Source organism: Neolewinella antarctica (assembly GCF_011927835.1).
In the GTDB taxonomy this organism is placed as follows: Bacteria; Bacteroidota; Bacteroidia; order Chitinophagales; family Saprospiraceae; genus Neolewinella; species Neolewinella antarctica.
In genome coordinates, this window is record NZ_JAATJH010000001.1 from 170,390 (window position 1) to 185,723 (window position 15,334).

Here is a 15,334-nt window from a genome sequence, read left to right on the forward strand (position 1 = left end):
GTTACGGTTAAGGGTTGAAATTTCCGAGGGAAGTGGCGCCCAGGCGAACGGGATTGCCATCATCTCCATCGTCGCAATCGTGGAGCGTCGCGACGGGGTAGACACTGTTGGCTTTAGCAATTGCAGCCAGCAAACGATTGAGTGCTAGCGTGACGGGTAAAAATTCTTGGTAGTGGACCAAAGCCTCCGTCAGCCAGCCCCGTAGGAGAACGTCAACCCACCGCCAGTGCGCCAGATCGGCATCCCCGGTACGGATACGTACTAGGTCTTCCCTCAGCGAGGTAAATAGTGATTCGACGATCGCGGGTTCAAGAAGGGTAGGCTCGCCTTCGGCCTCAGCTAGGTCCACTACTATCTGACGAAAAAGATTGCCGAAATAACCGAGCAGGAGGGCAGCCTCGGTACCGGGTAATGCTAATTTGCGAGCCGTCATTGCCCGTAGCTCTGCGTTCCGGTCAGCCCAATCAAAAGGCTCGTCGAGGCTATTCCATTCTTCGTAAGCTTTTGTCACTTTTTCTACAACCTCGGCTGACGACCAGCATATTTTTGGTAATAAGTGAACGGGCGTTTGCCGGCGGATGAGCCGGTTCGCGTACCGGCGCAATTCCATGTCCTCGTTGTATAAAGATGCTTCCCCGTTAAATAGGTACGTCAGGCGAAACGAATAGGCGTCGTCTCGCCCCCGGTGGTCACAATCGTTGCTCAGGCATACTTCCATGACCGCATCGCCCGGGAATTTTGGTCGCAGGCGAACGTGTTCGATAATAATCGGCCCGTCACCCTCGGTGAAAAGCAGATCGTCTAATCGGCGAGATAGACCATCCCGCGTTCCGCGCCGGGCGCTACTCGCAACGATGCCCTTCAGGAGGCCGGCCTTATTCGCGTTCAGCCGCTCGACGCCGTGACCTTCCCGGGTATCTACGTCGTGGACTAACGCCACGTAATTTTGAATTTCTTCGCCGTAACGAGCCAGTAGGTGGTCGAGTACGGAACCACGCAACGCCGCGGCGTCGCCACCTTCCCGGAGCAATTGTTGCGCGACATCTTGCGTATAGTTCGGTCCAAATAAATTTGCTTCGTGGACGAGCAAGAGGGGTACGCCCTCCCGCGGGTCCGTCAACGCGGGGTCCGTCCAGCCTGGGTCGAGCGTTGCGTCAGTTGAAAAAAGATCCGCAAAATCGCCTACTCTTTTGGCGGTGGCGGCGGCGATATTTTCCAGGGGGTGAAGATAGCCGGCAAGTTGTTTACCCTGAGCCCTGCGCTCGGCATCCGCCCCGGCCGGCAAACCGGTAATGCCCAACCCGTACACCTCCGGTAAGGTCCGCTGTATGGGTAGGTACGCAGCGTCCCCTACGTAGCGCCCACGGGGTACGGGATAGTCTAGCGCTTTCGGATCGGGCATTGCTGCTACGTCGTCGTTCCGGAGCTGATTTAGTAGCATCCGTAGCTCCGCCCGGCGCGGTTGGAGCGGCAATCCATCCCGATAAACACTGATCGCCGACCCATCGAGGTAGAGCTCCGGATAGTGCCCCGCCGGGACGTGGAAAGCCCATTCTTTACCCGTGCACTGCGGCTTTCCCTCCCGGTCGTAGGTCGTAAACCGAAGACCCTCGACGGTTCGTACGCCGGGGACGTCCATCACCAAACCGATTAAGTCGCTGATGGCCACCCGGGTGGGTAAGGCTGCCGCGGTAAGATCCTCTTCCAGGATGAAGCCGTGATCGAGGGCGGGGCCGGTAAAGATATCCTCGGTAGGTAACCCCATTCCCACCAATTCATCGAGGGTGCGAAACGGCACGGCGGGATTCAAGAACCGCTCAATAACCCGGTAAAATGCCGCGAGAGCCAATTCTAGGTCGGTGGTGCCGTCGAGGTGCAGCTCGGCGCAAACCCCTATGGGAAGCGGGTGAACGTGGGTAATCCGGCAAAAATCTTCTCCCACTTTCCGGTTGGTACGGACCAAATCGCGGACCCGGTCGAAGCTCAGTCTACGGGCGTACAGACGGGCGAAATAGCGGGCAAGTAAGTCCGAGTCATTAACTGATTGTATTACCCCCGCCACCGTCAGTAGCCCCCGCTGAACGCGGCTATGCGCGCGAACACGTAAGGCTACGTTGGCCAGGCGCACGGTAACTTCGGCCGCGGGGTTACCAATGGAGAGCCGTAATTCGTAATCGAGGAAAAAAACACCGCGAATATTGCGTTGCAGGCTCTGGTCATCAATGGTCTCAGCGCTATCCCGGGTGACGCGCAGAGTCATAGCCAGTTGTTGCTCAAACCCGGTGCTCTGGACGGCCGCCACGATCCGGCGGTACAGACGCGGACTGGCCGCTCGCCAACGGGGGAACCACAACTCTAACTCCAGCGGAAAGTGCTGACCGTCCATTGCGTACTGTACGGTCGTGGCCATTACGTCACTATTTAAATTTCCGTGCTGAATGTCTGGTGCGAGTTGAATCAACACGTCGTGAATACCCCCTACCCGCACGGCGGGGTCTTTGTCCGGCTTACCAGCTATGTCGGTTCGCCAGCGCGGTGCAAAATCCATTTCTCCGGCTTCGCAAGCTGGGTACAGCGGCGGCGAGCAGTCCGGCGTGCCGACACTAAGCCAAGCGTTCCGGATGCCACCGGCGTCAATCAGTAGCCGTCGGAAATCAGCATCGGTAAGCGGTGCGGCGGTCAGGATCTGGCGGGCGGGGTAAAACCCCTGGTCACTACGCAGTTTTCCGTCCGGGGCCGTGAGTAAGTCCGCTACGTCGAAGCCGGCCCGGTAGCCCGTTTCGGCGAGGGAGTAGGCGAGTGCTTCCAGAATGGTGATGCCCGGATCGTGGGCGTTGTAATCCGTCCAGCCCTCGTGGCCGAGTTCTTCCACGGCAGCGTAGGCTGCCGCCCGTAGCGCCGCGTAGTCTTCCGCTGCCGGTCGTGTTTGCTGGGGGTCGATCGTCATGCCAGTCGGATGGTTGTGGCTACGGGAATGCCGGGTTCGGTACAACACTCACAGTCGCCGTCACCCGCGAGGGGGTCAACGATCAGTAGTTCGTGCCGGGCGCTACTAACTAACAAAGCTGTTTGTTTGGTGGAGCGCAAGGTCTCTCCCTCCTTTCTGCTACCGCCCAGCACGCGCGCCAGTCGTAGTCGCTCAATGGTATCGATGTAGATTACGTCCTCCAGAAAATTTATGACGCCCGCCCGGTGGACGGTAGCGGTAAAGTCTACCTCGCCTAATCCACTGTTATGCCAGGGTGAGAGGTAATCTATTAACCGCTCATTTAAGTCGGCAATCGCCCACACGCTGTCCGTTCCGGGGAGAATCGTAAACCGCGCACTCACCTTAACTTCCTCGTAGACGGGATTGACGACGTGGATGGTCGCGTGCGAACTCATGCGCCGTTTTAGTAGTGAAGAGATCCGACCGCGAGTAGCCAAACTTACGAACGGGCGCAGGGCGTTCGCGCGGCTACCACCGGACCGGCCCAAAGGGACGACGGTAACGTGCCCGGCCGCAAGCTCATCGTATGTTTTTCCGGGGTCAGACTTAACGTGAGGCAGGCAGATTACTCGCTCTACTTCGGGAACGTGCGCCAGAACAAGCCGCTCTACATCGTAGGCGGTGATTCCCCGTCCCTTGTGCCGCATCCGTTCACTGGCGCGGCTGAAGTAGTCGTCGCGGCTTTCAGTACCGGAGGCCCCAAAGCTGGGGTATGGCTGAGTAATCTTACCAACGCTTGGGTTTTTCGCCGCTAATTTTACCACCGTTCCCGCGTTGAGGACGGTCTCGGAGATCGACTGTCCCTCCAGCAACTGCTGTCGCACTTCAACGGCGTGGAGGTGAATGCCCCGTAAGAGGGCTACGGCGGTGGGAGTGGTCTGCACGAAAATACCGATCCACGCCTTATTAGCTCCCTGTTGCGTGCCGCCCGTAGCGGTATCGTAAGGAAGAGCGAAACGGATCGTCCCGGAGGTTAACAGCTGATTGGTTCGGTCGTCGATTTTATCACTCGGGAACTGGCGCCAGACGTTACCATCCAAAAAAGCGTAGCGGACGTGTTGTCTGGGTTTCAACGCCAGCGGATCGGCACTTCCTTCTTCGGTGGCAAAAAGGATACGTAGTTGATCGCCCGGTTCCCAGTTGGCAATTCCTAATAACATAGCACCTGCGTCAGCGCCCAAAACAAGGCCGTCAGTATCACCGACCAGGGGTACGAGCGGCTCAAAAATAGGCTCTTCCGCCAGGAGGGGTACGTGACCGAACGGAGTAAGCCGAAGGACGGTTGCCGGGACGGTAGCGGGGCTAGCATAGCTCAGCGAAAAAGAGCTGATTTGTGCCGGGACTGGTGGGTCGGGTACGGTAACCAGGCTTGCACCCACCGGTGCTTTACCGTTCGTAATTAGTGCCTCGGCCAGGCGTTTCGGATAAGTTCGGTGCGGCCAATCATCCTTCGCTTTCAGCTCGACCGCGCCTACTTGGGGAGTTGCCTTTATCTGATTAGCAAAGGGGGAAGCTAGTGTGTCAAGCGTGACTTTACCCTCCTTAAGTCCTGCTTCTCTGAGCCCGAGGCGTACTGAATCACCGCTAATTGGCTGAACGCCGAAGGGATAAAAAGCCTGCCCACTTTTCACTAAACCACCACCTACGAGATCAGCTTCACCGAGTGCACTTACCGTGCATTTGACGGATTGAATAAATACTTCACTCTTCACCAAGTCGTGATGACGAGCGGCGTTGGCGTCGTCCCATACGCAAAGTAATAAGGGGGATTCAGCACTAAGGTTCTCCTTGTGTACGGTTTCTACGTAGGGCGTTACGGGCTTTTCCGCGGCGGGGATCACCACCCGAAGCCGCCCGCCCGAGCAGCGGACAACCGTTTCGTACCAACCTGCCTCCTGAGTTAATTTGCATTTAAAGGATTGGCCTTCGATGGCTTCGGTGTTGCCCCCGAAGGACACGGTGATCTCCCGGCGGCCGGCGGCGGCGGTCAACTGATTGTCAGCCAGCGCAAAGCCCACCCGGGCTTTTGGCATACGGCTTTTCCCTTCTTCAAGATGGCCAAAGGGCGACCAACTAATGCTGTTTTCCGGCAGTGCTTTACCTACTCCGTCGCGACTGTTGGCAACGTGGCCGGCCCGCAGATCGTCACCCCGGTAGAGTGCTCTAATGTCCGAAATAGTGGCGGCAGACACGCTAGCCTCACGTTCACTGAAAAACTTGCGCCGGCGGCCAGTTAGTGGCGCCTTGCCACCATCATACTCCGTGCCGGCGGGCAGTACGATACTCGCCATACCATGCCGCAATTCATGCGTCACATAAGTTCGGTGTCCCTTCGCGCGGGCGGGCCGCAGCCGAAGAATACGCTCGTAGTAGAACCGTAAGTGACGGTCGCCAAGTCCGTTCAATACGTCTCGCTGCGTCTCCCGTATGCGTAAAAAAGCCAAGATGAGCGCTACGTGGGGTGCGTGGTCGGCTTGCTTATTCAGTGATTGTGTAAAAGCCTTTTGGGCGCTAGCGCGCAGGTGCAATGTATGTTGGATGAATGCCCCGGGGACTCCGTGCACGAAGGCATGGCCGATGCCGTGGACGATGGCCCGAGACTTAGCCTCCACCCCAGCGGGGGGGGCGACTACGCCGAACACGCCCCAGGAATCTTTATCGGGCGCTGACATCGGTCCCCAGGCTGCGGACAACTTTCGATCCGTGAAATAGCTCAACAGCTCGCTTTGCGACGTAACGCCGTCGGGTCGCTTGACTAGCCGGAGAGCGATGGCAGGGTAAGTGGCCGTGTAGTGGTAGCTACGCCAACGGGCGTAGGCCGGGGCGAGGTGATGCCGAATCAGCTCCGTTGCCACACGGTGGAGTGCGCTGCTACGAGGAAGAGCGCTCACCTGTTCGTCGAGGCGGCTTACTTCGTCATCCAGTCGGGAGAAATACACCCCCATTAAATCACGGCGCTCCGCAAACGTAGCCGAAGTAGCTTCCGTACGCGCCCGCAATGAGGTGAAAGACCGCGCTGCGGCTTCCACGTCGTAGCTGGCTAGCGTGGCCAAGGCCACCGCCGGCTGGTTTCGGTAAAGTTCGTGCCAAGTGCCGCGTTCGGTGTCGTTGAGATCAAAAAACCGCAGGTGGCGGCTAAAGGCGGCAACGTACTTTAGCCAGTCGCTCGGTTGCTTGTCGTCAATCAGTAAATAGCCCTCGGCGAGCGCGGCGGGTAGGCGGGTACTCTGGTAGCTGCCCGCCGTGGGTGGCGCGGTAGTATTCAACGTGTTCTGGCGGTCGGCTGAGCTCATGGGTGTTTAGGGTAGGTCGATCTGACTGCCTTCGTTGCGGTAGAAAGGATAGACGAAATTGAAGCGCGTGTTTGTGGAGCGGGGCCGGTAATCAACCTCCAGCGAGAGTAGGCCCGAGGCGAGCTCGGTCGTGTCCAGATTGAGCCGTAAGACTTCTACGCGGGGCTCAAAGCGGAGGATTGCCGTGCGCACCCGGTCCAGAAATTCGGTCTGAGTGGTCGTGTCCATAGTTTCGAATACGAGATCGGCGACGCCGATCCCGTACGCGGGTAGCATGCTGCGTTCTCCCGGAAGCGTACCCATCAGAATGCGTAGGCTTTGCTCGATGTCCGTGCGACCACTAGCCATAACGAGTCCGCTCAATTCTCGCGAAAAAGTGGGGGGGAATGACCAGCCGGTACCGTAGAAAGGGTGTTCCATAATTAATTAGTTAATCACGACGGTGAAATCGCCAATGACGATGGTTCCGCCGTGGGCGGTTGAGTCGCCCATCCGTGCGGCGGGTTTGCCGCCGATTAGGACGGTCGCGCTGCCCGATACGATGGTATCCGGCGGTCCGGCACAGGCGCAAGCATCACCGACTACGGCAGCCGGGAGGCCGCTAATGATTACGGTCGGAGCCCCCGGGCCGATAACGGGCCCGCCCACGTGGGGGGTGGGTGACTGCAGTGGGCAAACGTGGTGGTCGGAAATTCTTGCGGCTGGAGGCATGGTCGTTTAGTTGAGTTGAATTAGCGCGCCCTTGACGGTGCAAATACCCGAGCTGCCGTAGTCGGCGCCAACCTCTCCTTTAGCCGTTAGCTTGAGGGAGGCCGCCAAGTCGATATTTCCGTTTGCGGTAATGGTAGCGTCTTTGCGTGCTTCCAGGGTGAGGGTGCCGACGCTGGCGATTTTGATGCCGCTGGCATCCATACGGATCTCGTTGCCGTGGCGGTCCCGTAAGTTGATGGCACCCCGTTCTCCTTCCAGTGAGATCCGCTCGCCCTTCGGTCCGGTGATCTGAAGTAGATGCTGCTCATCATCGATCAGTATTTCGTGGCCTGCTTCAGTGCGGATGCTCGTTAGGTGATTGGCATCCGTTGCCGGATGGTGGGCTGGCTGGAGGCTGCCGTGAAAACTGCCGAGCACTACCGGATAGCGCGGGTCGTCATCGAGAAAACCGACGATGACTTGTTGGCCGATGGACGGCCGGAAGATGGTGCCAAAGCCAGCGCCCCCACTGAGAGTGCTGAGCCGGGACCAGCGCCCCTCACCCTCGCCGTCGATGGCGGGAAATTGTACGCGAATGCGGTCCTCACCCCGGGGGTCTCCTGCGAGGGCCACTACTTTACCGAGGTGAAGACCACCGGCGGCGGGAATCAACCCGGCGGCGGCCGGCGGGGCGGTAGCGTGCGCTTCCGCAAAACGGTCAGTTTCAAGACCGAATTGCAAAAAAGTCGACCACCCCCGTGGGCTCATTTCCTGGCGAACGCCAGAGACATAAGCCAAACCATTAAATACTTTCCCCAGGCCCATCAGTTCGACGGTATCACCCACGTTAATGTTGGTCGCTCCTACCAATTCGGCCACTCCCCGGACGGTGGATAATGCGCTGTGCGCCTTAGCGGCGGTTACGGCCCGGGTGAGCTCGGCGTTCGGTAGCGGGCCACCGTGGCGGAGCTGGTAATTATCTGGGCCATGGACACCCCCTAATTGTTGAGCGGAATATTCATCCCCGAAAACATAATCAGCACTTTCCGTGTCGCTAGTGGCCTTTCCCGAGGTGGTGTCATATGCCGTTGCCGTGTACTCCTTGAAGTGTTTCTGTGCGTTAGTTTCGGCGTCGAAACTGAGGAGGTTTTGTCCGAAAATCAGGTCGACGACTGGCTTGTCGAGCGCTGGCACTCGGATGGACACGATGTCTTTATTCGGGATGGTCACTAAGCCGGCGGCCTGACCGCGAGTGATCATCCAGTCCCAGTCCGTGCAGTGATGCTGGACTAGGTCAACCACCGGGGTCGCCGCCAGTGCCAAGTCACTTAGTTCATACCCAATAGCATTGTCGGCCAGTATCTCCTCGATAGCTTCGGTGTCGGTCAGGCCGATAAAATCACGACTCCGACGTTCCAGTGTCAGTCGGTAAACTAGGTTCTTAACGGTGATGAATAGTTCGCTGCCGCCGGATCTAACTTTAATGCGTTGGGCGGTTAGCTCACCGGAGAAGAGCTCTATTTCTCGGCCGAGGTAGCCCATTTTGACACTTATGGCCGCACCCGGTTTGAGCTGGCTACTCTGGCTAGTGGCGAACGAACGGCCGGCTACCGACCCATCGCTGAAGATCAGGGTAGCGGTGGGGACGCGGTCTACGGCGTGGTCCGTGACGGCGGATAACAGGATGAATTCGGCCGGTAAGGCCTTGCCGTTGGAAATTACGGTACAGGTGGGTGCAGTCGCCTCGCTCCCGGTCGGTAGTGTGTTGTTCAGGAGCTTCATGCGGTCCGGTCTTTTTGTAGTGGTGGAAAAAATAGTTCCTTACCCGCCGCTAGGCTGCGAAAGCCGGTCAGCCCATTGAAGCGAGCCACCTCTACCACTGCGTCGGGGGTGCCGTAAAAGCGATCGCATAAATTTGGCAGTGTATCCCCCTCAATGACGGTGTGTGTCTGAGTAAGGTCCGGGCTCAAAAGTTTATCGAGTGCTAACTGAAGCAGGCTCGCGTAGCTACCGATGAAGGAGACTTTAGCCACGGCGCGAATACAGGTGCCGTTGGCATTAAAAAGCTTGTACTGAAACTCCAGACTTTGGAGGCGACCGCGAAAGATCATCGTCCCCCAGATCAGTTGGAAGTGTTTTTTATCGTGGGTTTCCATCTCGATGCCGAGTAGGAAAGCCCGGAAGGCTTCCGTATCCAGGTCGACGGTCTTACGGGGTAGATTATCGATCACTCCCGTGCTGTCAAAGAGTAAATCGCACTGGAAGAGTTCCGGCCCCTGGCTGGTGAACTTTGCCTCCTGCTGACTAGCCCCGATGCTTCGCCGTGTGTCGTACCGTAAATGAACTTTTCTTACGAAGCTTTCCGGGTTGATGAGAACTGGGAAGGCGGGCACCACTAATGCAGGCCGGGTATAGGCCGCATCCGTAAAGGCAAGGATTTTCATGTTTTCCAGTACTCCGGGCATAGCTTAGCGTTCTTTTTTGCGTTGCTCGATACGTGATTGTTCTTCCACCGCTTCGCGAACGGCCCGATGAAGTAGGTCTGATTCGTCAGTTTCCCTCAACCAATCGTCCGTCGCGCTGCCTTCACGCACGTGAGGCTCCGCGGGCACCTCGGTCGACCGAATGGTCAGGATCAATTCTCTAATTATTACGGGCATAGTCGGATCAGTTGATGGTGAAGTATTGATAGGTGAGCGTGATTCGTTCGATGGTCAGCGTATTTTGCTCCGCGTCCAGTTCTCCTACCGACCAGCTTACGGGGTAGGCGCGGGCAAGCGTCCAGACGCGTACCGGTCCTCCGCCCGCATCGAGCAGGGATATGGTCACCGTAGTGGGGCGGATCCGAAAGTTCTCAAATGCTTCACGACACCAATCGATCACCTCCGAGCTCACCAGCATAGCCCGCCGTAGGGTTACGTCGGTGTACACCGCGCGGCCGGGTAGGGTATAGGTGAAGCGGTTCTCACCACCTACTCTGACCTCCTCTGTAGCTAGCTTTACTTCCAGGCCGGAAACAGCCTGGAAGCGCACGTCGGCGGCGTCGTTGGAGATACCGAAGTTCACTCGAAAATGGAAGGCGGGGTGCATGGATAGTGAGGTTAGATGTTGTTATTTCGAGCCTTGGTAGTAACCGTGACCCGCGGCACTGAACCTTTAATGCCGAGCCAAGCTCAGGGGTGAAAAATTGGGCGTGCGGCGGCCCTAGTCAAGCAGTGCGATTCCCTCCGTAGCCACTTCGATGCTTTCGATGGCGATGCTGTTTTCGTCTGACTTAAAGTCCGAAGGGGTGTACTTAATGACGAAGCAGTTGAGGGCCCGCCAAGTCATTACGGGGGTAAGGGTTTCGTCGAGCAGTTTGATGGTAAGATCACGACGCTCCGCGATGTTGAACTGATTGGTGTAGAACCATTTGCTGAAGTCCGAATCGGCGGCCATCGTACCCCGTTTGAGGGTGAGGTTGCCGTAGCTGACCAGGCCCGGCATCTTGATCTTGGAAGCGACGGGGCTGCTACCTTCGCGGTACTCAATGACCTCGGTGGTAGCCTCCAACCCGGTTACCTCGGTAAAGCCGATGCGCTGGCCGCCCCATTCGACGACGAAGCTAAATTTTAACAGTGGTAAAGCTGCCATGGTGAATTATTTTAGTTGATGTTGGATGAAACGGAGAACGATGAATTCGGCGGGGCGGACGGGGGCAACGGAGATCGAGACAATCATGCGGCCGTTAGTGACGTCGTCCGCGGTCATCGTAGTACCCAGCCCGATGCGAACCCGGTAGGCCTCAGCGGGCGTAGCACCCTGCAGGGCACCGGCTCGCCACTGAAGGTTGAGGAAGTTTTCGATCATACCCCGCATGCGCGTCCAGGTATTGACGTCATTAGCTTCGAAAATGAAGTCCTGGCTAGCCTTTTTAATGCTTTCTTCCAGGAAGTTGAGAAGGCGGCGGACGGATACATAACGGTACTCCCCATCGTTGCCGGCCAGGGTGCGGGCACCGTAGATGAGTATGCCGTGGCCAGTCAAGGCGCGGATGGCGTTAACGCTCTTACCCGTGCCGGGGTGGACATTCATACCCGCCAGCGCTGAGCTCGTATAGCGTTCGGAAACACCGACAATACCGTTAATGCTGACGTTAGCGGGCGCCTTCCAAACCCCACGGTTGGCATCCGTCCGGGCAAAGACGCCGGCCACGGCACCAGAAGGTGGGAGGTCAAAAGCTAGGGCTTCGAGGTAGGCGGCCAGCGCGCCGTAGGCCGGTAGGGCGGCACGCAGTCCCCGTTCGTAGGCCGCAAAGACGGGCAACCGGGTCAGTACATCAGCCCGGGCGGTGTTAAGCGCATCCAGTCCTGCGTCACTGGCGATAGCATCGGAATACACCTTGAGGGAAGCCGCCGGGGAGCCGTCATCCGTGGTAGGTAGGGTGATTCCGTTGGCGGCGGTGAAAGCGGTTAAACTATCAACCAACGCCTGTTTTATGTCCGGGTCGTCGGTCATATCGGATACGTACGCCTCGTGCGCATCAGTGAGTAGATTCCACCCGGCGTAAGGGTTGACGACGAGACCATTACCATCAATGATGAGTTGATTGACGTGCGCCCGCAGGCTTGCCCCGCCGCCGCCGGTAATCTTTAGTGCACCGTGGCTGAGGTAATTCACGGTGCCCGGGGGGACGACGCGCAGCATGGGTGCGTAGGCAGCACCGTAAGAAAGGTACTGCTGACCGACACCCGTTCGGAAGGTGGTCAGATCGACCTTCCCGTTAAGGTTATCGTTACCGTCCCGGTTCTGATTGACGTCGAGGATGGCGAAGCGATCCATCAGCGTACCACACTGCGTGAGCAGGGTTTGGTGAAGATTTTGGAGGTCGGCCGTCGGCAAGCGTACGGCATCCGGCGCAAGCAATAACGTGATTTCGTCCACCTTGCCGATTTCGTCCAGGGGGTGAATGGCGTTGCCGTCCGTCGGGAGGAAAGCCACTCCGGCTAATTCATTATCATCGGTATACGTCCCCACGGAACTTACGTAGCAGCGCCCACCACCATTGGCGTAGAACAGCCGGAGGGACTGGTATAAATAGTATGGCAGGGAGGCCACGGTAGTACTGACCTCACCGCGCGCGTTGAGGGTAACCCCATCGAATTGAATGGTCGGGGGACCACCGAACAGACTCGTAAACTCCAGCATACTTTCAACACGAACCGGAAAGCCCGCCGTGCCTTCCGGCTGACGTTCGGTATAACCCAGAAAAGCGGGAACGGAGGTAGCCACGGCCGCCACGGAAGGTGGGAGGAGGGAGACCTCCTGGACGTAAACACCGGGGACCTTGAGGGATGAAAGCATCATAAAGTGGTTAACTGATCATAAATGGGTTAGCAAATGGGTGGGGACTTAGCTGATATTTAGGTGGTCAACTACGCGGTAATTAAGTGCTGGGTGAATCGAAGGACGATGAACTCGGCGGGGCGGACGGGGGCAACCGAAACGTTGACAACCATGAGCCCGTCTTTAATGTCCTGGGTAGACATACTAAGGTTCAAGCCTATCCGGACGCGAAATGCTTCCCTCGTCGTCGCACCCTGCAGGCCGCCATCCCGCCAGATGAGTTCGAGGAAGTTCTCGATCATGCCCTGGACGCGTACCCAGGTATTCGCGTCGTTGGGTTCGAACACAAACTGTTCGGCGGCTTTGGCGCAACTCTCTTCGATCATGTTCATGAGCCGGCGGACGCTGATGTATTTGTATTCGCCATTGTTCGCATCCAGCGTGCGGGCACCAAAGACGAGTGTTCCTTTGCCGCTGAATGTTCGAATCGCGTTGATGGCCTTGCCGCCCGTCGGGGCATTTAGCCCGGCTAGATCGTCCTTGGTGAATCGATTAGTGGGCGCCAGGACGCCGTTGAGGCTGACGTTAGCCGGTGCTTTCCAGACACCGCGGCTGGCGTCGACCGATGCATAGACACCGGCCACGGCACCGCTGGGGGGCAGGTCGGCGGGGGTGGTGTCCAAACCTCTCAACACGTTAGCGTAAATAGCTGAAGTGTTCCGCAGCTGAGCCTCCGCTTCCGTTCGATCGGTACTATCCGCAGTGTCGACAGCGGCGTCAACGAGGGACCCGTCAACGTCGTCGATGCCCGTCCTAAAATCCACGGCACCCGCGTCCGCGCCCACAAAAATTTGGGCCCCGTCAAAGTGATGCGCCCGTAGGCTTTTGGGGAGAGCTACGCGCAGCCACGGTGTGTAAGCTGCTCCATAACTGAGGCCATCGGTACCCGTCTGGTCCCGTAGATCCGCGCCCAGAAGATCGTCGTTCTTGGTATCGAGAATAGCTACGCGGTCACCCGTAGCGGCGCAGTGTTGCAGAATATCGTCGTACGCCGTGGAGCCCGCGTGGTCGGGGAAGACAACGATGGTGGGGGCGTCGTAAGTAGCTAATTCATCGAGTAAAGCGGTGGTGACGTCGTCATCCGAAATACCCTGGAGGTCATCATCAGCGGCCGGTGCTCCTAAGCTCTTGACGAAACACCGCCCGCCACCATTTGCATAAAACAAGCGCAAACTAGCTTGTAGGTGGTGCGTGTAAGCGAGTACGGCACGGCTAAATTGACGTGTGTCCGTCAGGTGAATTTCCGTAACCGCCACGTCTTTGCCCAGGCCAAATATTTGGGTGAATTCAAGAAAGCCGTCGATTTGCGTCGGTTCATTACCGGGGGGTTGCTTCGCCGTGTAACCCACGAAAATGGGAATGGCCGTAGCGACCGGCGCCACACTCGGCGGTAAACTGAGCACTTCTTCGACGTAGACGCCGGGCGCCTTATAATTATTCATGGTCGCGTAGTTTTAAGTCGGTAGCCGTCGTGAGAATGGCCGGGCCGGTGACCACCGTATCGGGTACGTATTCGATGTCGGCGCTTTGAAAGCGGTAAAGGAGGGCCGGGCGTTGTTTACCGCCGAGCATGCCCCAGACGTGATTGAGTTGTTCGAAGCCGAGCGGAACGAGACTGGCCGTGAGGTGGCGCCCGTCGAATAGTGCGCCGGCACCCACCACGGCCGGCCACCCGATCGCATCTTCCGTGATCGCCGAGCCGCGCTGGAAGACGGCCGCTACGCGGGAGAGCACATCCAACGCATCTACGTACCGGGTATAGTTGGCGGTGATAAGTACCTCCATGTCCATCCGTTTCGGTGGGTTGCGGTAAGTGAATTTACCGTTCGCCAGGTGCCGAAATCGTTCCTGATTCCGGCGGCTGGCGTCTTCGGTGAGCCGAATCAGCGTGAGGACCACGGCGTCTTTCATGCCGCCACCCGCATTGGAATTGGAGAGGCTACCCGCCCCGGCCATCGCAATATTATCAACGACGACGGATGTGGTCGCGAAAGCCTTTAGCTCATCCGCCAGTGACAAGCGAATAACTTCCATTAACTCCCCAATACTGTCCTGGACGCGCGGCATGCCGTAAAGGTCGGGGGCGAGCTCGGCGGGGGCATGGTGGTTTTCCGGGAGATTCGAGGATGGTGGTTTTCTACCACTTCAGGCCCGCTTACGTCCGGTTGCCGTGGCTTGCCGGGCTTTTGTACAAGTCCAGGCGCATCGCTTCCCGTACCAGGCCAGCGGTATTTCTGACGTCCAGCTTGGTCAATAAATTAGCGCGGTGACTTTCTATGGTGCAGCGGGAAAGGAAAAGGCGTTGGGCGATCTCGTCGGTTGTCAGTTCTTCGACGATCAGTTGCAGAATTTCCCGTTGGCGGCGTGTCAGTGTTTTTTGCTGGGTGCATGCGTGGCCGTACACTTGCTCGTCGAGCCACTGGCGTTCCAGCGCCGGGTCGGTGTAGCGAACGCCGGATTCCGCCGCGACGATCGCATTTTTTAGCTGTTCCGCAGAAGTTTGGCGTAAAGCATACGCGGAGAGTCCAGCCCGGAAGGCCCGGCTGATGACTAAGGTGCGTAAATACGGGCCGATTGCGACGATCGACTTGCAGTCCGCCCGTTCGACCTGCTCCAGTAGCGATGCGGTGCGTCTGGTTCGGTCCGGCACGAGCAGAACGACTAAGTCCGGAACCGTACCCGCCGGCAGGCTGGCTAAAGTGGGCGCGAAGAGAAGGTGGTTATAATGGTGCCGGAGAATGGTCTCCAGCCCCCGGTGAACGAGGGGTGTACCACCGATGGTCGCTACCGTTTTGCAGAGCATTTTAGCAGTATTTTATGTTTGCAGTGTCATGTCATGCTTCTATGCGAGCTAAGATACCTTTTGTTACTTAATTGAGTGTTGTAACGGTAAACTATGTTTTGATACGGTTGGTGGTCAATTAAAACAAGGCTACCCGGGTAAAAAGCCCTGGCAAAATAACTATCGGCTAGCAGT

General features: G+C 57.7%; 13 protein-coding genes. All 13 read right to left on the reverse strand.

Going from position 1 to position 15,334, the window contains the following annotated elements:
* Nucleotides 1–7 precede the first annotated feature (7 nt).
* Nucleotides 8–2,947 carry a hypothetical protein gene (locus GGR27_RS00715; protein WP_168035481.1) on the reverse strand — a complete coding sequence of 980 codons (2,940 nt, stop codon included), beginning with the start codon at nt 2,945–2,947 and terminating at the stop codon, nt 8–10.
* Nucleotides 2,944–6,282 (reverse strand): baseplate J/gp47 family protein, encoded by a 3,339-nt coding sequence (locus GGR27_RS00720; RefSeq protein WP_168035482.1) that lies wholly within the window; start codon nt 6,280–6,282, stop codon nt 2,944–2,946. The genes GGR27_RS00715 and GGR27_RS00720 overlap by 4 nt, the downstream gene beginning before the upstream one ends.
* 6 nt (nt 6,283–6,288) lie before the next feature.
* On the reverse strand, nt 6,289–6,702 hold the full coding sequence (locus tag GGR27_RS00725; protein ID WP_168035483.1) for a GPW/gp25 family protein: 414 nt from the start codon (nt 6,700–6,702) through the stop codon (nt 6,289–6,291).
* 6 nt (nt 6,703–6,708) lie between these two features.
* On the reverse strand, nt 6,709–6,993 hold the full coding sequence (locus tag GGR27_RS00730; RefSeq protein WP_168035484.1) for a PAAR domain-containing protein: 285 nt from the start codon (nt 6,991–6,993) through the stop codon (nt 6,709–6,711).
* A gap of 6 nt (nt 6,994–6,999) precedes the next feature.
* Nucleotides 7,000–8,754 (reverse strand): phage baseplate assembly protein V, encoded by a 1,755-nt coding sequence (locus GGR27_RS00735; protein WP_168035485.1) that lies wholly within the window; start codon nt 8,752–8,754, stop codon nt 7,000–7,002.
* On the reverse strand, nt 8,751–9,437 hold the full coding sequence (locus GGR27_RS00740; protein WP_168035486.1) for a CIS tube protein: 687 nt from the start codon (nt 9,435–9,437) through the stop codon (nt 8,751–8,753). Before GGR27_RS00740 ends, GGR27_RS00735 begins: the two co-directional genes overlap by 4 nt.
* Nucleotides 9,438–9,440: 3 nt before the next feature.
* Nucleotides 9,441–9,632 (reverse strand): hypothetical protein, encoded by a 192-nt coding sequence (locus GGR27_RS00745; RefSeq protein WP_168035487.1) that lies wholly within the window; start codon nt 9,630–9,632, stop codon nt 9,441–9,443.
* Nucleotides 9,633–9,639: 7 nt separating this feature from the next.
* Nucleotides 9,640–10,062, reverse strand: a complete 423-nt coding sequence (locus GGR27_RS00750; RefSeq protein ID WP_168035488.1) for a phage tail protein — start codon at nt 10,060–10,062, stop codon at nt 9,640–9,642.
* A gap of 114 nt (nt 10,063–10,176) precedes the next feature.
* On the reverse strand, nt 10,177–10,605 hold the full coding sequence (locus tag GGR27_RS00755; protein ID WP_168035489.1) for a phage tail protein: 429 nt from the start codon (nt 10,603–10,605) through the stop codon (nt 10,177–10,179).
* Between the two features lie 6 nt (nt 10,606–10,611).
* Nucleotides 10,612–12,318 carry a phage tail sheath family protein gene (locus tag GGR27_RS00760; protein ID WP_168035490.1) on the reverse strand — a complete coding sequence of 569 codons (1,707 nt, stop codon included), beginning with the start codon at nt 12,316–12,318 and terminating at the stop codon, nt 10,612–10,614.
* A 68-nt stretch (nt 12,319–12,386) separates the two neighbouring features.
* Nucleotides 12,387–13,799, reverse strand: coding sequence for a phage tail sheath family protein (locus GGR27_RS00765; RefSeq protein WP_168035491.1), 1,413 nt, complete (start codon nt 13,797–13,799; stop codon nt 12,387–12,389).
* The gene (locus tag GGR27_RS00770) at nt 13,792–14,424 is read right to left on the reverse strand and encodes a DUF4255 domain-containing protein (RefSeq protein ID WP_168035492.1); all 633 of its coding nucleotides are present in this window, start codon (nt 14,422–14,424) and stop codon (nt 13,792–13,794) included. Before GGR27_RS00770 ends, GGR27_RS00765 begins: the two co-directional genes overlap by 8 nt.
* A gap of 88 nt (nt 14,425–14,512) precedes the next feature.
* The gene (locus GGR27_RS00775; RefSeq protein WP_168035493.1) at nt 14,513–15,160 is read right to left on the reverse strand and encodes a LuxR C-terminal-related transcriptional regulator; all 648 of its coding nucleotides are present in this window, start codon (nt 15,158–15,160) and stop codon (nt 14,513–14,515) included.
* Between the last annotated feature and the right edge of the window lie 174 nt (nt 15,161–15,334).